16 protein-coding genes are annotated in these 18,635 nt (G+C 61.3%); 12 read left to right on the plus strand and 4 right to left on the minus strand.

Annotation, left to right across the window (positions count from 1 at the left end; genetic code table 11):
• Both dnaN and H585_RS0105305 read right to left on the minus strand, forming a co-directional pair.
• Positions 1-1,164, minus strand: a complete 1,164-nt coding sequence (gene dnaN / locus H585_RS0105300; protein ID WP_027367057.1) for a DNA polymerase III subunit beta — start codon at positions 1,162-1,164, stop codon at positions 1-3.
• A 135-nt stretch (positions 1,165-1,299) separates the two neighbouring features.
• Positions 1,300-2,610: a DnaA ATPase domain-containing protein gene (locus tag H585_RS0105305; protein ID WP_027367058.1), complete on the minus strand. Its 1,311-nt coding sequence runs from the start codon at positions 2,608-2,610 to the stop codon at positions 1,300-1,302.
• A 277-nt stretch (positions 2,611-2,887) separates the two neighbouring features.
• Between H585_RS0105305 and H585_RS0105310 the strand changes: the two genes are divergently transcribed.
• On the plus strand, positions 2,888-4,060 hold the full coding sequence (locus H585_RS0105310; protein WP_027367059.1) for a homocysteine biosynthesis protein: 1,173 nt from the start codon (positions 2,888-2,890) through the stop codon (positions 4,058-4,060).
• 295 nt (positions 4,061-4,355) lie between these two features.
• On the opposite strand, the gene H585_RS0105315 is transcribed toward H585_RS0105310, so the two are convergent.
• Together H585_RS0105315 and rlmN are read right to left on the minus strand one after the other, a co-directional pair.
• Complete coding sequence (locus H585_RS0105315; protein ID WP_138708165.1) at positions 4,356-5,183, minus strand: hypothetical protein; 828 nt, start codon at positions 5,181-5,183, stop codon at positions 4,356-4,358.
• Positions 5,184-5,921: 738 nt separating this feature from the next.
• Positions 5,922-7,010, minus strand: a complete 1,089-nt coding sequence (rlmN, locus tag H585_RS0105320) for a dual-specificity RNA methyltransferase RlmN (RefSeq protein WP_027367061.1) — start codon at positions 7,008-7,010, stop codon at positions 5,922-5,924.
• Positions 7,011-7,672: 662 nt separating this feature from the next.
• Between rlmN and H585_RS0105325 the strand changes: the two genes are divergently transcribed.
• From H585_RS0105325 to fliM, 11 genes are all read left to right on the plus strand, one after another.
• A complete protein-coding gene (locus H585_RS0105325) occupies positions 7,673-9,676 on the plus strand; it encodes a hybrid sensor histidine kinase/response regulator (RefSeq protein WP_081678590.1) in 2,004 nt (667 codons plus the stop codon).
• Positions 9,673-11,292, plus strand: coding sequence for a PAS domain-containing sensor histidine kinase (locus H585_RS0105330; RefSeq protein ID WP_027367063.1), 1,620 nt, complete (start codon positions 9,673-9,675; stop codon positions 11,290-11,292). The genes H585_RS0105325 and H585_RS0105330 overlap by 4 nt, the downstream gene beginning before the upstream one ends.
• Before the next feature lie 10 nt (positions 11,293-11,302).
• Positions 11,303-11,659 (plus strand): response regulator, encoded by a 357-nt coding sequence (locus tag H585_RS0105335; protein ID WP_027367064.1) that lies wholly within the window; start codon positions 11,303-11,305, stop codon positions 11,657-11,659.
• Between the two features lie 341 nt (positions 11,660-12,000).
• Entirely contained in the window at positions 12,001-12,687 is a 687-nt protein-coding gene (locus tag H585_RS20870) for a carbonic anhydrase (protein ID WP_034627197.1), read from the plus strand.
• A 256-nt stretch (positions 12,688-12,943) separates the two neighbouring features.
• On the plus strand, positions 12,944-13,867 hold the full coding sequence (gene era / locus H585_RS0105345) for a GTPase Era (protein WP_027367065.1): 924 nt from the start codon (positions 12,944-12,946) through the stop codon (positions 13,865-13,867).
• Between the two features lie 66 nt (positions 13,868-13,933).
• Positions 13,934-14,650, plus strand: a complete 717-nt coding sequence (locus H585_RS0105350; RefSeq protein WP_027367066.1) for a YggS family pyridoxal phosphate-dependent enzyme — start codon at positions 13,934-13,936, stop codon at positions 14,648-14,650.
• 44 nt (positions 14,651-14,694) lie between these two features.
• Positions 14,695-15,456: a flagellar motor protein gene (locus tag H585_RS0105355; RefSeq protein WP_005984686.1), complete on the plus strand. Its 762-nt coding sequence runs from the start codon at positions 14,695-14,697 to the stop codon at positions 15,454-15,456.
• A 21-nt stretch (positions 15,457-15,477) separates the two neighbouring features.
• The gene (locus H585_RS0105360) at positions 15,478-16,326 is read left to right on the plus strand and encodes an OmpA/MotB family protein (RefSeq protein ID WP_027367067.1); all 849 of its coding nucleotides are present in this window, start codon (positions 15,478-15,480) and stop codon (positions 16,324-16,326) included.
• A 3-nt stretch (positions 16,327-16,329) separates the two neighbouring features.
• On the plus strand, positions 16,330-17,061 hold the full coding sequence (locus tag H585_RS0105365; protein ID WP_014259324.1) for an OmpA/MotB family protein: 732 nt from the start codon (positions 16,330-16,332) through the stop codon (positions 17,059-17,061).
• Between the two features lie 17 nt (positions 17,062-17,078).
• A complete protein-coding gene (locus H585_RS0105370; RefSeq protein WP_027367068.1) occupies positions 17,079-17,600 on the plus strand; it encodes a flagellar basal body-associated FliL family protein in 522 nt (173 codons plus the stop codon).
• A 51-nt stretch (positions 17,601-17,651) separates the two neighbouring features.
• Positions 17,652-18,629, plus strand: a complete 978-nt coding sequence (gene fliM, locus H585_RS0105375; protein ID WP_014259322.1) for a flagellar motor switch protein FliM — start codon at positions 17,652-17,654, stop codon at positions 18,627-18,629.
• The last annotated feature ends 6 nt before the right edge of the window (positions 18,630-18,635 follow it).

The following is an 18,635-nucleotide window of genomic DNA, read 5'->3' on the forward strand; positions in this document are numbered from 1 at the left end:
TTAGTCGTTTTCCTCTTTAAAGTAAGTCTCTTCGACGATCTTCATGGGCATGATGATGACCAGGTAGTCCTTGTCCTGTTCGCTCCTGATGCCGCAGGGGCCTTCGGAGCCGGTCAGGGTGAAGCTCACCTGGTCGGAGCTGTAATGCCCAAGAATCTCGATTAGGTTGCGGGTCGGGAAGGCGATTTTCTCCAACTCCCCGGCAAATACCACTTGAATGGACTCCGAGGCCTGTCCCACGTCCTGGCCTTGGGAAAAGAGCGTCAACTCCTGGCCGTTGAACACGAAGTTCACGCAGCGGTTGGTCTCGGAATTGAAAATCATGATGCGGTCCAGTGACTCGATCATTTCCGTGCGCGCGAAACTGAGGGATGACGCGCCATTGCCCTGCACCTTGGCCAGGAAGCCCTGATAGTCCGGATATTGATAATAGGACAGCGGCAGACTGAAGGTCTCGCGCCGGTCACCGGTGCGGCAGAACAACCGCTTGTCGCTTATGGCCAGCTCAATCTCGTCGGCGGTCAGCCATTTCTTGAGTTCAGAGACGTATTTCTTCTGCACCAGGATGCCGTTTTCCGGGAGCAAGCCGGCGATGTCGTCATTCACGAAGCGTACCATGGCGAATTGATGGCCATTCAGGCCGCAAACTTCCACCACCTTCTCGCCTTCCACGTCCTTGGCCACCATGTTCATGCAGGCGATGGCCTCCATGGTGTCCTCGTCGCTGATGCAGAAGGCCACGCGATCGATGAGCTCCTGGAGGAAATCGCCCGACCAGAAAACGCCGCCGCTTTCCGGGTAGTCGGAAAACTTCTGGAACCAGGAAGGATCGTTGACCGGCAGCTTGTATTTGCGGCTGCCCTGCTCGATTATAGCATTCTTGGTGGCCTCATCGGTGCGGATGGTTATCTGGCCAGAAGGCAGTTTGCGCATCAGATCGTAGAAAGCCCTGCCCTGTACGCCGGCCAGACCCTCTTGCACGATCTCCGCCTTATAGCTGCCGCAGAACTCCAGGTTCGAGTCCGTGGCCATGATCTTGAGCGCCCCGTCCTCTGCCTTGAGCCAGATGGTTCTCAGGAATGCCGCCCCCGTCTTGGCCGGGATGATGCTCGCCGACTTCTGCAGGCCTTCGATGATATCATCTCGGAATACTCTTACAAACATGATATCTCCTTGTTGTTAGCTGTAGAGGGCGGTCACTTCGTGCATAAGTGGATCAACTGTCTATTTAAACAGGAGAAACAAGGAACACGGTAAGGCACCCTAAAGGAACTTTCGAGCATCGCGGAAGGCGACATTTCAGATTTCCTCCTGAGAGAGGCACTTCTCGCGTAAACTTATCAACAGGCGTTTCATATCCGGGTCATCCTGCTGCAATTCCTTTATCTTTTTCACGGCGTAAAGAACAGTGGAGTGGTCCTTGCCGCCGAAGAGCCGGCCCAGGGCCGGATATGAGCTGCCCAGGAGCTTGCGGCACAGATACATGGCCATCTGTCTGGCCATGACCACTTCCTGGTGCCGGCGGCTGCCCGTGACGTCCTTGACCGGCAGCTTGAAGTGGTCGGCCACGGCCTTGAGCACGGCCTCGGGCGTGAGGGCCGGCTTGGTCACGTCCTCGGTGTGGCTGAGGATTTGCTCGAACTCGCGCTCGCGGATGTCGCGGTTCATCAGCTCCTTGAAGGCGAACAGCTTGAGCAGGATGCCTTGCAAGAAACGGAAATCCGTGAAGCGCTGAGACAGGGTCAGGATTTGTTCCTGGTTCAGTTGGAGCTTGCGTAGTTTGAGCTGCTGCTGGATGTAGCGCACGCGGATGTCCAAGTCGGGCGCTTCCAGGTGCACGATGAGGCCCCATTCCAGGCGCGACTTGAGCTTTGGGTCCAGGAAGTCGTAGCTGGAAAGTCGGCCCGTGCAGGAAAAGACCATCTGCTTGCGGCGGTCGTGGAGGGCGTTGAAGATCAGGATGAGTTCCTGTTGCAGGTCCGGATGGTTCCTGATCTGCTGCAGGTCGTCCACGAAAAGGTAATCGAAGGCCCCCAGGTGGTTCCTGGCCTTGTGCGGATCGTTTCTGAAGCGCGAGGCGTAGAGCTGGTTCATGTCCTCCACGGAGCCGGAGAATATGCGCTCGATGCCGCATGACTTGCTGATTTCGTTGGCCACGGCGCGCAGCAGGTGCGTCTTGCCCGAGCCGGCTTCGCCGCAGATGACGAAAGGGCTGTAGGTGCTGTTGCCCTTGGTGGCCACTTCCCGCGCCGAGGCTATGGGAAAGGAGTTCTTGCGGTTGACCAGGAAGTTATCCAAAGTGAACTGGTGGCCAAAAGGGAAGTTCACGCTCTGGGCTGGCTTCATGGCCAGATGTTGCGGGCGGTTGCCGATGCCGGCGCTATTCTCGTAGCGCACAAGAAAACCGGGTCCCAAAAAGCGGGCCACCTCCGCCTCGAAGCGGCTGCGGGCGTGCGTGTCGAACCAGTCGCCGAAGAATGCGTGCGGAAAGGCCACGCACACGCGCTTCTCATCCGACGATACGTCCACCTTCAGGGGATCGAACCAGCGTTTGAGCTCCGGGTCGGAGAAAAATTTGGACAGGTGCTTCCTGAGAGAGGCTTTGGACACTAATATTCGCCTATCGTTATTGAAAACTGAACAGAGGTCGCGTAAGTGTTCAACTCCCAGGGGGGGAGCGGTGAGGCGGCCTGCAGCAGGCCAGCTCTCGGGCGCACGGCGCGCCAGCCTCTCTTAAGCATCCTTTTAGCCTAAAACAAGTTTTTAGCCAAGTTTTCCTTTGCGCCCGTATCCCCCTGCGTGGTCCTAAAAAACAGGCCGAATTTACAATCCTAGAGCTCTAAACGAGTATTTTCAAAATAATCCATTTATTATTGGGAGAAAGGAAATGGCCGGAGCGAGCCAGACCCTGAGGACGATTGCCGAAATCAACGAGCGCATCAAAAAAGGCAAAGCCGTGGTGGTCAACGCCAGCGAAATGACCGAAATCGTTCGCCGCGAGGGCAAGGCTAAGGCCGCCCGCGAGGTGGACGTGGTCACCACCGGCACCTTCTCGCCCATGTGCTCCTCGGGTCTGTTCTTCAATATCGGTCAGAGCGGGCCTGTCATTAGGGCCAGCCGCATCAAGCTCAACAACGTGCCGGCCTACGGCGGAATCGCCGCCGTGGACGGATACATCGGAGCCACCGAGCCAACCGAGGACGATCCGCTCAACAAGGTCTATCCCGGACGCTTCCACTACGGCGGAGGCCATGTCATCGAGGATCTGGTCGCGGGCAAGAGCGTGCACCTGAAGGCCGAGAGCTACGTTACGGACTGCTACCCAAGGAAGGTAGTGGAGCGCGACATAACCCTGGCCGACCTGCCCTTTGCCGAGCTGCTGAATCCGCGCAACTGCTACCAGAACTACAACGCGGCCGTGAACCTGACCAGCCGCACCATCTACACGTACATGGGTCCGCTCAAGCCCGATGCTCGCAACTGCAACTTCGCGACCGCCGGCGAACTGTCCCCGCTGTTCAACGATCCGTACCTGCGCACCATCGGCCTGGGCACACGCATCTTCCTGGGCGGCGGCATCGGCTACGTCATCGGCGCGGGCACCCAGCACAATTCCAAGCCCCAGCGCAACGAGCGGGGCATCCCGCTCACGCCCTCGGGCACGCTCATGGTCAAGGGCGATCTGAAAGGTATGCAGGAACGCTATCTGCGCGGCATTAGTTTCCTGGGCTACGGCTGCTCGCTGTCCCTGGGCGTGGGCATTCCTATTCCGATCCTGGACGAGGAGCTGGCTTGGTTCACCGGCGTGGCCGATTCGGACATCCTCATGCCGGTCAAGGACTATGGCCACGATTATCCCAACGGAATACACAAGATCCTGGCCCACGCGCCTTTCAGCGAACTCAAATCCGGCGAGATCAAGCTTGACGGCAAGCGCGTGCCCACGGTGCCCCTTACCAGCCATGTAATGTCCCTGGAGGTCGCCGACAAACTCAAGGAATGGATTCAACAGGGCAAGTTCCTGCTCAGCGAGCCGGTCGAGTCCATTCCGTCGCGCTAAGATACAAGGCGTAAGAGCTGGGAAGGGCGTTGCCCTCCCCAGACCCCACCCACCAGGGAGCGCGGCCCCCTGGACCCCATATTCAGAGCCGGCTGATTTCGATGGAAGAACCATCGAAATCAGCCGGCTCTGCTTGCATTTGGGAGAGAGTAGCACCCTCTCCCAATCCTGCGTCCGACGGAGCGGACGCGCTCCTGAATCCGTTTCCGCCAGGGCCGTATTGGATACGGTGCTCCTGTCTCTGCGCTCAGTTCATGTGCAGGGTCCCATAATAGGAGTTACCCTTACGCAGGATCTATATCGAGACAGCGCCTCCAACCCGCCCGGCTCGCCCACCCAGGCCTGCGGCCAGGGCTCCGAGCAGCAGGGCAAGAAAAGCCCAGATCGCCGCTTGGCCAAGGGCCTGGGCCACGTCCTCCGCGGTTCGCGCCACCTGCTGCCCGACCTGCCCAAGCTGCTGCTTTGCCTGCTGGAAGGATGATACCCAGCGGCTCACGGTCGACTGGGCTTCCTGTTGGCTCATGTCGGTGTACTTGCCGAGCAGATCGGCGAGGCGCTGTTGATCCGCCTGCGTGATCTCGGCATCGCTGAACACTTCACGAATGGCGTTCGTAAGTTCGTTGACTGCCTGTTCGCCGCCCTTCTGCCGGACTTGCTCGATAGTCTGCTGGGCCTCCTGCATGATGGTCTGAACCGGATTCTGCTGCCCGGGGATGGCCTGAGTAGGACCAGGCAGCGCGGATACGGCCTGCCCAGCCGCGCCGAGGGCGCTCTTTGCGACACTGAATGCCCCTCCCACCACGGTTCCAATGATGTTGGTGAGGAGCAGCAAGATAACCAGTGTTGTCAGGGCCCAAGTGACGAAGCCATGCAGCATGCCATCGTTCGTGCGCTGCAATCCGGCGAATCTGCTGGTGACCCAGCCTCCGAAGAAAAGCGCGACAATCCAGCTCAGCACCCACCATATATAGGAGCCTACTCCCATTCCGCCCAATGGGTTCTCCTCCGTGGCCACGTTCAGGGCGAAAAAGCCGATGGCCATGCCAAGCAGCACCATCAGCATGAGAGTCGTGATCGCCAGCGCCGTTCCGCCGAATACGGCTCCCCAAGAAAGTCTTGACACCGAACCTACTGTCGGCATCGCCTTGTCGGGATGAATGCTAGCCATAGGAACTCCTTTTGATTTGTCCGCTCCTTCGGGAGCGGGTTTGGTTGGCGCCCCCACGCTTGCTGAAACGATGCTTGCCCTCCCGAGCTTCATTCACCCTCGGTGCTCCTTAGCCCCTATAGAATAACAGGTTGAGGTTAGCATACCTGTGGAAGGATGGCACACTATGCATATCAACGGGCGACATGACCTTTCCGGCCAGGCCCAAGTCGCTAGTAACGGTCTATATTGCAGTTTTCCCGCGAACCTCCTTCGCCTGCGCGTGCGGACGGAAGACACCTCCGGGCGTGATCCTGGACTCGCTCACGCCCATATTCCCGCATGCGGTTATGCACGTAAAAGTATTTAATTTCTAAGTATTACACGCATTGCATCGGATGATTCCGACAAGGCTTTGAAAGATCGTCCGAATTACCAAGGGGACGTTGTCAGGGGTAACGAGAAGTCTCAATCCGCGCGTAATGCGTGAGAGGGTGGGCTGACTTATGAGATCGCTTCTCGATCATATGCGAAACGGCTCAAAAACAGCCTCTTATGTGGGCGGGACAGAAATCAGGAAGCGGCGATGTCCATGTTGATGTCCTCCAGTCGTCTCCTTTGCGAGGGGCGACTGGAGGATGAGAGGACGTTTGCTCTGTAATCCTCTCCTGAATGAGGAGGATTCCCCTCCCGGCAGCCGGAGGCATCTTGCACTTACGCGTCAGCCTGCTCGGTCCGGGCCTGTTCCTTCTGCTTTTGGGTAACCAGTTGTCCGCAGGCAGCTTCGATATCCTGGCCCTTGGACTTGCGCAGCATGGCGACCAGGCCCTTGTCGCGCAGGACCTGCTGGAAGGCTTCTATGGCCTCCATGGTCGGAGCCGCGAAGGGCGAGTCCTTGGCCGGGTTGCAGGCGATGAGGTTGATCTTGGCGCGCACGTGGGACAGCAGGCGCACCAGCTCGCGGGCGTGCTGCGGCGTATCGTTGAGCCCGCCGATCAGGATGTACTCGAAGGTGGTGCGTTCCTGTGGCCTGAGAGGCAGCTTTTTCAACTCCTCCATGAGCGCGGGGAGCGGGTGCATGCGCGCGGCCCTGGGCATGATCCGCTCGCGCAACTCCTGGGTGGGCGCGTGCAGTGACACGGCCAGTCGGGCCAGTCCGGAGGTCACGAGTTCGGTCATCCTGCCGGGCACGCCGGCCGTGGACACGGTCATGCGCCGCGATGAGAAGCCGAAGGCCTTGTCGTCGCGCAGGGTGTGCAGGCTTTTGACCAGCGTGTCGTAGTTCATGAGCGGCTCGCCCATGCCCATGAACACGAGGTTGCGCAGGCTGCGTTCCCCTTTGTCCTGGCTGTTTTTCTGCTCCAGCCACTTCCTGCCCAAGAGGACTTGGCCGCAGATCTCGGAGTGCGCCAGGTTGCGCGCGAGGCCCATGGTTCCGGTCGAGCAGAAGGCGCAGCCCATGGCGCAGCCGACCTGCGTGGACAGGCATTGGGTGTAGTGCGTCCTCGACGGGAGCAGCACGGTTTCGATGAGCGCTCCGTCGGCCAGGCGCAGGAGGAACTTGACCGTGCCGTCGTCGCTTTCACGCACCGTGTCGATGGTCGGCGGGAGTATTACGGCATGTTCGGCCAGCTTGGTGCGCAGGGCCTTGGAAACGTTGCTCATCTCTTCGAAATCACTGACTCCCTTCTGCCACATCCATTGCCAGACCTGCTCGGCCCGGAAGCGTGGCTCTCTCAGTTCGGCTATGAAGCCGCGCAGTTCGTCCAGGGAGAGATCCAGCAGGTTAATCTTGGTGTCCATGGCCAGCCTGTACTTGAAAACCGCTCGTCGCGAAAGTGGTCCGGCAATGCCTGAAGCCGTTGCGAAACACGTTGCGCAATGCGGTCGGTGCGTCGCAAGCTGCCGGCAATGCCGATTCCAGGCTGCGGCGGTGTTGCGCGATAGGCGATCTTCCGTATTGGCCCGCCACATGCAATTGAGGGTTAGAGCATTTTGCTTTTGAAAATGCTCTGCAAGGCATGCGTCGGCATGGCTTGCCGCTAGCTTCGGCGTAGGCGCAATTCATTTGCGCCGTCAACTCCGGAGCGGGCGTCTTAAAAAGCGATCTGCTCTAAAAGGCAGCTTTGCGGGAAGCCTGTAATGCCTGTCGCTGGGCCCCGGGCTTTGCGTATGCTTTGAAAGGTGAATGAAAATTGGTTGAGTAATCAAGTGGATTGGTTTATAAACCAATCTATGGAGCATGTATGCTGGCTGCAGGTCGGCCCAAATCCACCCCCGCAGGTGAGTAAGGGCGATTCCGCCGGGTCCAGGGGAATGGCGCGGTGGAAAAGATCACGGCCGGGCTCTCTGCGAGGGAGTATGCGCATAGCGTTGTATGGATGCGCTCCAAGTGGATGAATCCATGGAATAATATTTGCGGGATCGCCGGAGTTGCCCGGCTTTCCCACCTTGAGCCGAGAATCATGGCGATGAATATGAAGCTTCTGCTTATCGACGACGAGGAAGGTATCCGCCGCATGCTCGGCATGTCACTGGCCGATCTGGGCTACGACGTGCATACCGCGGCCGACGGCCAGGAAGGGCTTAATCTCTTCGACTGGCTCGCGCCTGACATAGTGCTGCTTGATATCAAGATGCCCGGCATGGACGGCATCGAGGTCCTGCGCAACATCAAGGCCCGTAAGATCGACGCCGAGGTTATCATGATCTCGGGCCACGGCGATCTGGACCTGGCCATCAAGAGTTTGCAGCTCGACGCCGTGGATTTCGTGACCAAGCCCATCCGCGACGAGATCCTGCAGATCGCCCTCAAGCGCGCCCGCGACAAGCTGTCTATGCGCCGCGAAATCAAGGCCAATACCGACAACCTGGAGCGCCTGGTGGCGGAGAAGTCCGCCCGCGTGGTGGAGCTCGAGCGCCAGGTGGCCGTGGGCCAGGTGGTGGAGAGCCTGACCGAGGCCATGAGCGCCCTGGCCGGAGACATAGGCAACGCCGCGAACTCCGGCGGCGAGGGCGGGCAGGCTCCCGGCCCGTTCAACGAGATTCCCTGCTTCGTATCGGTGCATAACCGCTACCTGGAGATTGTGGCCACCAACCGCCTGTACCGCGAGCGCCTTGGCGACAAGGTGGGCTGCAACAGCTGGGAGGTCTATTCGGGCCGTCTGGGCCGGGGCAACGGCTGCCCAGTGTGGATGGCCATCGAGACGGGCAAGGGCCAGCGCAGGCGCGAGCTGCTGGTGGACCGCGGCGGCCAGGAGATTCCGGCCATCGTGCACACCGCACCCATCACGGGCCGCGACGGCAAGGTCGAATTCGTGCTGGAGTTTTCGGTGGACGTGACCGAGGTCAAACGCTTGCAGGACGAGCTGCGCACCGCCCAGCAGAAGTACCAGGAGATATTCGACGCCTCGCCCGCTTTCATCTCAGTGCATGGCCTGGACTTTCGCATCCGCGAGGCCAACCGCATGTTCCGCGAGTGCTTCGGCGCTGGCGTGGGCGAGCGCTGTTTCGAGGTCTACAAGCACCGCGACCGGCCCTGCACCGAATGTCTCGTGCACAAGACGGTCAAGGAAGGCCACACCGTGGAGACCGAGACCGTGGTCACGGACCGCGAAGGCCAGCCCATCAACGTGCTCATCCGCACCTCGCCCATCCGCGACGAGAAGGGCGATATCGTGGAGGTCATGGAGATGGCCACGGACATCACCCAGCTCCGACAGCTCCAGGACCACCTGTCCAATCTCGGACTCATGATCGGCTCCATGTCCCATGGCGTGAAGGGGCTACTCACGGCCCTGGACGGCGGCGTGTACAAGGTCGAGCGCGGGCTGGCTAAGGGCGACCAGGCCAAGGTCGTGGAAGGTTGGGCCGTGGTGACCTCCATGGTCGGGCGCATCAAGAAGCTCGTGCTGGACATCCTGTACTACGCCAAGTCGCGCCACCTGAACCACGAGTCCGTGGAAGTGGCGGGCTTCGCCCAGTCGCTGGCTGAGATCGTCGGCCCCAAGGCCGAGCGCCAGGGACTGTCCTTCGGCCTGGACCTCGCGGGGAGCCTGGGCGCTTTCGAGATCGACGAGGTGGCCCTGTCCTCGGCCATGGTCAACTTCCTGGAGAACGCCATGGACGCCTGCACGAGCGACGCCTCCAAGGCCGGGCACAAGGTCGTGCTGAGGGCGCGCGCCGACGCCGAGGCTGTCTATTTCGAGATCAACGACAACGGCATCGGCATGGATCGCGAGACGCGCGAGAAGATGTTCACCTTGTTCTTCTCCTCCAAGGGCGCCAAGGGCACGGGTCTTGGCACGTACATCTCGGGCCGGATCATCGCCCAGCACGGCGGGCGGGTGCGCGTGGAATCAGCCTTTGGCCAGGGCACGACGATCCATGTGGCCGTGCCCCGCTTCAAGGCCGACATTCGGCCCATGGATCCGGCCGAGCGCCAGATAGCGCGGGAGGCCTGCCAGTGAGCGAGGCGATCTTGCCCAACAAGAGCAAGCCCATGGTCGAGCTGCAGGCCTGCCCATCCCTCGGCGGCTTGCGGCCAGAGGAGATGTACCGCAACATCTTCGAGGGCGTGCCCTGTCTGGTGGCCGTGCTGGACCGCAACTTCCGTCTGGTGAGCTGGAACAGGACCTTCTCGGAGCACATGAAGGTCAAGCCCGGCGACTGCTGCTATCAGGCCTTCTGGGGCAGGGACTGCAAATGCGTCCGTTGCCCGGTGGAGGAGACCTTCGCCGACGGCCGCTTCCATACCAGCGAGGAGACCGGCGCCTACAAGGACGGCTCCCTGGCCCACTGGATCGTGACCACCGCGCCCGTGACCGACGCCAGCGGCGAGATCGTGGGGGCCATCAAGATGTGCCTGGACATCACCTCGCGCAAGGCGCTGGAAGAAAAGCTCAAGCGCTCGGAGGAGAAGTACCACGCCATTTTCAGCGACTTCCCCTACTCCATCTTTCTATTGGATACCGAGAGCCTGGCCATCATCGACTGCAACGCCAGGACCACGGCCTCCTACGGCTTCAGCCATGACGAGCTGGTAGGCACCTGCTTCCTCGATTTGTTCCGCGACGGGGACAAGCAGGCCATAGCCGCGGACCTGCTGCGCTCGGGCCACATCCACCAGGCCCGCCACGGCCGCAAGAACGGCCAGGCCTTCTACGTGGCCATCCGCGCCTCGCGCTGCGAGTATCCCGGCCGCAAGGTGCTGCTGGTCACCACCAGCGACATCACCAAGCGCCTGGAAACCGAGCAGCAGCTCATCCAGGCCAGCAAGATGGCCACCTTGGGCGAAATGGCCACGGGCATGGCCCACGAGCTCAACCAGCCGCTCACGGTCATCCAGTCGGGCGTGGACCTCATCCTGCGCAAGCTCGGTCAGGGGCAGGCCCCTGACAGTGGAACCCTGCGCAACGTGGCCGAGCTCATGGCCGAGCACGTGGACCGCGCAGCGAACATCATCAACCACATGCGCGAATTCGGCCGCAAGTCCGATCTGCGCCGCGAGCCCGTGCAGGCCGGCGAGGTGTTGCGCAGGGCCTTCGACATCTTCCGCGAGCAGTTCGCCCTGCGCGGCATCGAGGTCCGTTTCGAGCTGGACGACGGCCTGCCCGACATCCTGGCCGACCGCAACCGGCTGGAGCAGGTCTTCATCAACATACTCATCAACGCCCGCGACGCCCTCGAAGCGGAATGCGCGGGTGGGCCCGACGCTTCCGACTCCTGGGCCGTGGAGGCCGGTCCGGCGGACAAGCGCCTCATGCTGACCGCCACGGCCCAGGACGATTGGGTGCTCATCCGCATTCGCGACACGGGCGTGGGCGTGCCGCCTGCCCTGCGCGAGAAGATTTTCGAGCCCTTCTTCACCACCAAGGAGGTGGGCAAGGGCACTGGACTCGGGCTGTCCATCACCTACGGCATCGTCAAGGACCACGGCGGGAACGTGGAGGTGGAACCCACCGCAGGCCCCGGGACCTGCTTCCTGCTGCGTTTCCCGGTCATACTGTCGGCAACGGCCGCCTCGCCCGAGGCGGCTTCCAGCCATACAAGCGAACCCAAGAACCCAAGTAAGCCAAGATCGTGAGAGGTGCATCATGGCCAAGAAGATCCTCATTGTAGACGACGACCAGAACATCTGCGACTACCTGTCCGACATCCTAACCGAGGCTGGATACGCCACAGTCACCGCCGGCGACGGCGATGCGGCCATGAAGGCCATCGAGCAGGAGAACCCGGACCTCATCACCCTGGACATCGAGATGCCCGGCGTGTCCGGCCCCATGTTCAACCGCAAGCTGACCAAGAAGGGCACGGACAAGGCCATTCCCATCATCGTCATCACCGGCCACCCCGGCTTCAAGTACGCCATCCCCAACGCCGTGGCCGAGTTCGACAAGCCGTTCGAGCCCAAGGACGTGCTTTTCAAGGTGCAGTCCACCCTGGGCAAGTAGTTCCGCTTGTGCCCGCGCGGTGAGGCTGCCTGCCTCACCGCGCGGGCAAGGTTTCCCGTGAAACTGCCTCCGGCGGCCAAAGGGGCGTGACCCCTTTGGAATCCCTCTTTCCGGCCTCGGCTGGTCCATGGACATGCGCTCGTCACGGCTCGGGGTCGCTGGATGGTTATCAGAAAAATCGCGGGGTCCAGGGGGATCATCCCCCTGGCGGGTGAGGGTCTGGGAGAGGGCGGCGCCCTCTCCCAGTTCCCACGCGGCGCGCTTCGCGCTGTTGCCCAGGGGGGCATGTGCGCATATATTTCAGCTCTTGAACGAGTCATGCATCATTACCAGGAGAAGCAATGCCCACTTCGAATCTCGGAAAGTTAATCCGCGGCTTCGAGCGTTTTCGGCAGGATTATTTCCGCGGCAACACGGAACTTTTCGACAAGCTGCGCCACGGCCAGGACCCGGACGCGCTGGTCATCTCCTGCTGCGATTCGCGCGTGGACCCGGCCATCATCACCAACTGCGCTCCCGGCGACCTGTTCGTGGCCCGCGACGTGGCCAACCTCGTGCCGCCTTACGAGCCGGACGGCGGCCATCACGGCGTGAGCGCGGCCATCGAGTACGCAGTGCTGACACTCGGCGTTGAGCACATCGTCGTGCTCGGCCACAGCCAGTGCGGCGGCATCGGGGCGCTGGTGGACGGCGGAGCCCATGGCGCGGGCGGCGAGTTCATCGGCCCCTGGATGTCCATCTGCCAGGAAGAAGTGCGGGCCGTGTTGGAAGCCACAGTGGGCGAACCCGACGACAAGCGGCGTCGGGCCTGCGAGCAGGCCGTCATCCTCGTGTCCCTGCGCAACCTCATGTCTTTCCCCTGGGTGCGCGAGCGCGTGGAGGCGGGGCGGCTGTGCCTGCATGGCTGGTATTTCGATATCCGGCGCGGCGAATTGTCGGTCTACGCGCCCGAGGAGCTGGCTTTTCGGCCTCTCGTGAGCAGCGAGGAACGCCTGCGCGCGTCAAAGCAGGCGAGCACCGCCGGCTAGCAGCCTGTTGAAAAACGTGCCGTGCGGGCCAGGAAAGCCCGCCGGATGCGTAGCATGCGTATGCAATGCTTGAGCTTGGCTCAAGCATTGCGGATTTGAAATAGTAAGCTGCTTTTCTTGCCTTCGCCGCCCGATTTCTTCACGCCTGCCGCAGTATGACGAGGTCTTCGGCTTGCAGCGGCCGCGAAGCCATGACACAATAGCCGATCGCAATGTAACGTGCGCAAAACCGAGCCAAAGCAGCCGTGGAGCTTGCATGCATGATGATTCCAACCGCAAGTTTGGGATGGTGGCCCTTATGGGTCCGCCCAACGCGGGCAAATCGACCTTTCTGAATCACGTCCTGGGCCAGAAGGTGGCCATTGTTTCCCCCAAGCCGCAGACCACGCGCAACCAGATAAGCGGTATCTGGACCACCGAGCGTGGACAGGTGGTCTTCCTGGATACTCCGGGCGTGCACCAGCTTCGGGGCAAGATGAACAAATTCCTCCTGCAGTCCGCCTGGCAGGCGGTGGCCCAGTCCAACGTCGTGCTGGTTTTCCTGGATGCCGCGGCCTATGCCGGACGGCTGGAGAAGTTTTCCTCGGAGAGTTCCCCGCTGATGCAGGGGCTGCAGAAGCCCGGCTTGCCGCTGATCGTGGCCGTGAACAAGGTGGACAAGGTCAAGAACAAGGCCGACCTGCTCAGCCTCATGGCGCGCATAGCCGAGGTCTGGCCCGGCGCGGAGATATTCCCCATTTCGGCCCTCACGGGCGACGGCGTGCCCGAACTCCTGGAGCATGTGCTGGCCAAACTGCCGGAAGGCACGGCCATGTTCCCCGAGGATCAGATCTCGACCGTCCCCATGCGTTTCATGGCCGCGGAGACCGTGCGCGAGAAGCTCTTCATCGCCCTGCGTCAGGAGCTGCCATATTCCACGGCCGTGGAGATTGAGCAATGGGAGGAGGAGCCCGAGCGCAACTTTACGCGCATCGGCGCGGTCATTTACACTTCCCGGCCCAGCCATAAGGCCATGATTATCGGCAAACAGGGTTCGCTGCTCAAGCAGATCGGCCAGGAGGCCCGCCTGGAGCTGGAAGAAATGCTTGAGGGCAAGGTCTTCCTGGAGCTGTGGGTCAAGGTCAAGGAAGGCTGGACCGAGGATCCCGGTTTCTTGCGCTCCATCGGGCTTGGCGAATAAGCGATTGCTGCCCACAAGATAATGGATAAAAAATTGACGCCACCAGAACAGGGGCGGTGAGGAGACATGGCTCCACCAGTGTCTGCCGAACGATCCCTGGAGCTGCGCCGCAACCTGGAGGCTGTGCTCGCAGGGGTGAACGAGGCCGCCGTGGCCTGCGGGCGCACGTCCGACGAGGTGACCTTGGTGGCCGTGTCAAAGTTCCACCCGGCGCAGGACGTGCGCGCCCTGGCCGGCTTCGGGCAAATGGACTTCGGGGAAAGCTATGTCCAGGAGGCCCTGGCCAAGCGCGAGGAATTGCAGGACCTGGACCTGCGCTGGCATTTCATCGGCAGGCTGCAGACCAATAAGGCGCGCCATGTGGCCGGAAGCTTCAGCCTGGTGCACTCCGTGGACTCCCTGAAGTTGGCCCAGACGTTGCATAAAAGGGCGCAAGCATTGCAGACCGTGCAGGAGGTGCTCCTGCAGGTCAACCTGGCTGGCGAAGGGCAGAAGGCCGGAGCCGCTGCCGACGAAGCTCGCCGTTTGGCCCAGGAAGTGCGGGGGCTTGATTCGCTCGCCTTGCGCGGGCTCATGCTCCTGCCGCCCATGGTCGACGAGCCCGAGCAGGCGCGTCCCTGGTTTGCCGCATTGCGTGAGCTGCGCGACAGCCTGGAGCGTGAGCTTGGCGTACGGCTGCCCCACCTGTCCATGGGCATGACCGGCGATTTCCGCCAGGCCATAGCCGAGGGAGCGACCATTGTGCGCATCGGCGCGCGCATTTTCGGTGAAAGGGCTTACTGAGCTGGCATACAACCTTCGAGATTTCTGACAGGACCCTACGCGCCATGGATCTCGCGACAATTATCGGCCTTGTCCTTGCCTTCGGCCTGGTGGTAGCCGGCATCATGATGAACAGCACGCTGCTCATCTACATCGACATTCCATCGGCCGTAATCGTTCTCGGCGGCACCATCGGCGCTGCGCTGGTCAACTATCCCATCGGGCACATGATGAGCGTGCTCAAGGTCTGCCGCAAGACCTTGTTCGCCAGCATGGACGATCCCAAGGATATCATCAGCCGTTTCATGGACTATGCCAACCGCGCCCGCCGCGAAGGCATCCTGTCCCTAGAGCCGATCCTCAAAGAAATCGACGACGAGTACCTTAAAAAAGGTCTTCAGCTCACTGTCGACGGCCTGGAGCCCCAGACCATCCAGGAGATCATGGAGACCGAGATTCATTATCTGGAGTCCCGGCACGAAACTGGCGCCGAGATTCTGGGCGCCATGGGCAACTACGCCCCGGCCTTGGGCATGATCGGCACGGTCATCGGCCTGGTGGCCATGCTGTCGACCATGAGCGACCCCTCGACCATCGGCCCGGCCATGGCCGTGGCACTCATCACGACCTTCTACGGCGCCCTGCTGGCCAACCTTGTCTTCAACCCCATGGCGGGCAAGCTCAAGCTGCGCAGCAGGCAGGAAGTGCTGCTGCGGGAAATGGTCCTGGAGGGCATCCTGGCCATCTCCAAGGGCGAGAACCCGCGCATCATCGAAGAGAAGCTCAACAGCTATCTTGCGCCCAGCGAACGCAAGATCCGCGATTAGCAAGACGCGCGGGGCATCAGCGTGAGCAGGCGGAAAAAAAGCAAGGAGGAGCCCGGCATTCCGGCTTGGATGCTGACGTTCTCCGATCTGATGACCCTGCTGCTCACGTTTTTCGTGCTCCTGGTGTCCATGGCCGTCATCGACGAGCAGCGCAAGCTGGTCGTGCTGGGTTCCATCGTCGGCACCTTCGGCGCAAGCCCGGAGACCGAGAACTACTTGGCCCGACATGACGAGCGCAAAACGCGCGAGATCGGGCCCATGAACGATATCAAGGATCTGGAGCTGCTCAAGCCCCTCTTGTACGAGGATGCCCGTGACGACATCCGTTTCGCCGAGAACAAGCTCATCCAGATCATGTCCATAAGCTCCGACATACTCTTCGAACCAGGCCAGACCAAGCTTTCGGAGCGCGGACGCGATCTGGTCGGCCGCATGGCGCCCGTGCTGCGCGAGCTTCCCCAGCCGTTTTTGCTGGCCGGGCATACGTCCACCCTGCGCGACGAGTTGAAAACCGAATACCTCGATTACAAGCCCAAGGACGGCGAGCCAAATCCGGGCTGGCGCATATCCCTGGGACGCGCCATGGCCATGTATCGCGAGCTTCTTGTTCACGGCGTCCCGGCCGAGCGCATGCGCGTGGAGGCTTTCGCGGACTATCGCCCGCGCTTCGGCAATGAGACGGCGGCGGAGCGGCGCATGAACAGGCGCGTGGACATCGTGCTCGATAAACGGGGTGCGCCGGACAGCGGCAAGATCCGCCAGACTCAGCCCGCCGAACAGCCCAAGAACTACATGGACTACCAAGGCTTCAGATTCGGCTACGACAGGCAGTCTGAACCGGCTGGAACGGTTCGTCCGGAGCAGGAGTAGGCCATGCCGCCACGCGCGCGCCAACGCAAGTCGGGGCTCCCTCCAGCGTCCTGGATGCTGACCTTCTCCGACCTCATGACGCTTCTGCTGACATTTTTCGTGCTGCTGCTCAGCATGTCCACCATGGACAGGAGCTATTTGACGCGAGTGACGATTTTCACCTCGGACGTGAGCCTCATGACGGTGCGGGCCGCGGGGCGCATCCCGACCAAGATGCAGGTCGTCATCGAACTGCTGGAGAACCCGCGCGAGGCCATGCGCAAGCAGCAGCGCATAAAGGACCTGCTCTTTCCCGACGACATCATGCCTTCGCAGGTAGACCGTGCGCTGTTGGAAGAGAATTTGCAGATACTCGCCAGGGACGAGGGCGTGGCCCTTGTGCTTTCCGACAAGCTTCTGTTCGCCATGGGCGAGGCCAAGCTCAAGGATTCGGCGTTGCCCATCCTGGAGCGCATAGCCTACGTGCTCGCCTTCATGACCGCCCCGGTGAACGTCGCCGGTCACTCGGACATGGTGGGCGGGCGCAGCGACGGAAACTACGCCATTTCGGCCAACAGGGCCATGGAAGTGCTCCAGTTCCTCCAAGAGTACGGGCTGGACAACCGCAGGCTGTCGGTTTCGGCCTTCGGCCCGGATCAGCCCCTGCTGGAGGGGAATGGGCCGGCGGTGTGGAACAAGAACAGGCGGGTTGAGATCCTGGTCAAGACCACGCCCAACATTGGCGGCTATTCGTAAGCTGAAGGAGATCAAACGTGGCAGACGAAGCCCTCGATACACAGGCAACTAACAAGAAGTCCGGCGCGACCAAATGGATCATCCTAGTGGTCCTGCTCATCGTCCTGGGAGTGGGCGGCTGGTTCGCTTGGGACATGTTCCTCAAGGAAAAGCTCATGGGCGGCGATCCCCAGGCGGCCGCGGGCGAGCAGGCCCCGCCCGAGGGCCAGCCCATCGGCACGCCCATAGCGACCGGAAACGAGCAGCTGGTCTCCCTGCCGACGTTCATCGTCAACCTGGCCGACCCCCTGGGCCGCAGGTATCTGAAGATCACCTTGGACGTGGAAGTGATCAACGACAAGGCGGCCAGGGATTTGACGGCCAAGGAAGCCAGGATACGCGACGCCGTCATCCTGCTCCTGTCCAGCAAGAGTTACCAGGACCTGTCCACCATGGAGAGCAAGATCCTGCTCAAGAAAGAGGTGGCCGAACGGCTCAACCAGGCTCTGGGCGGTCCGCAGGTTCTACGGGTCTACATCACGGAGATGGTCGTCCAGTAACCGTCAACATAGCACCCACTGGGCGGCCGGCCGTCCCAAGGATGCCCGCATATGAGTAAGATACTTAGTCAAGACGAAGTCGATGCCCTGCTCCGGGGCCTCTCCGGCGGAGAGGTCGAAGCCGACGAGGAAACCTTTCAGGAGGACGACGGGGCCGTAACCTTCGACCTCTCGAACCAGGATCGCATCATCCGCGGCCGCATGCCGGTCATGGAGATCATAAACGACCGTTTCGCGCGTCTGGCCACCAACGCGCTGGCCAACGCCATGCGCAAGCGCGTGGACGTGAACCCCATCTCCATCGACATGTCCAAGTTCGGCGATTTCATGCGTTCGCTGCCGGTGCCCACCAGCATCAACATATTCAAGATGGAGCCGCTACGCGGCAACGCCCTGTGCGTGGTGGACTCGCGCCTGGTTTTCGCCCTGGTGGAGAACTTCTTCGGCGGTTCCGGCACCCAGCCCAAGGTCGAAGGCCGTGATTTCACGCATATCGAGCAGGCCATCATCGGCAAGGTGGTGGACCTAGCCCTGACCAACATGGAAGAGGCCTGGGCGCCGGTTCACGAGGTGCACATCGAGCTCATCCGCGCGGAGATAAATCCGCAGTTCGCCGCCATCGTGCCGCCCAGCGAAGTGGTCGTGGTGGTCACCTACGAGGTGGAGCTGGAGAACGCCATCGGCTCGTTCATCGTATGCTTGCCCTACGCCACCATCGAGCCCATCCGCGCCAAGCTGTACGCATCCTTCCAGTCGGAACGGCTTGAGGTGGACCACGCCTGGATCTCCCGCTTCAAGGAGCGCCTCATGGAGACCCCGGTCGAGATGGTCGTGCGCATGGGCAAGACGAGCATCACCGGACGTCAGCTTCTGAACATGGATATCGGCGATATCCTGCTCCTGGATACGGATGTGGACGATCTGCTGGTTGCCGAAGTGGACGGCGTGCGCAAGTTCCACGGCATTCCCGGCCGGGTCAAGGGCAACCGGGCCTTCCAGGTGCTCAAGGAAGAAGAAGTCAGATTCTAACGCTAA

It is taken from the genome of Desulfocurvibacter africanus subsp. africanus DSM 2603, assembly GCF_000422545.1.
GTDB classification, from domain to species: domain Bacteria; phylum Desulfobacterota; class Desulfovibrionia; order Desulfovibrionales; family Desulfovibrionaceae; genus Desulfocurvibacter; species Desulfocurvibacter africanus.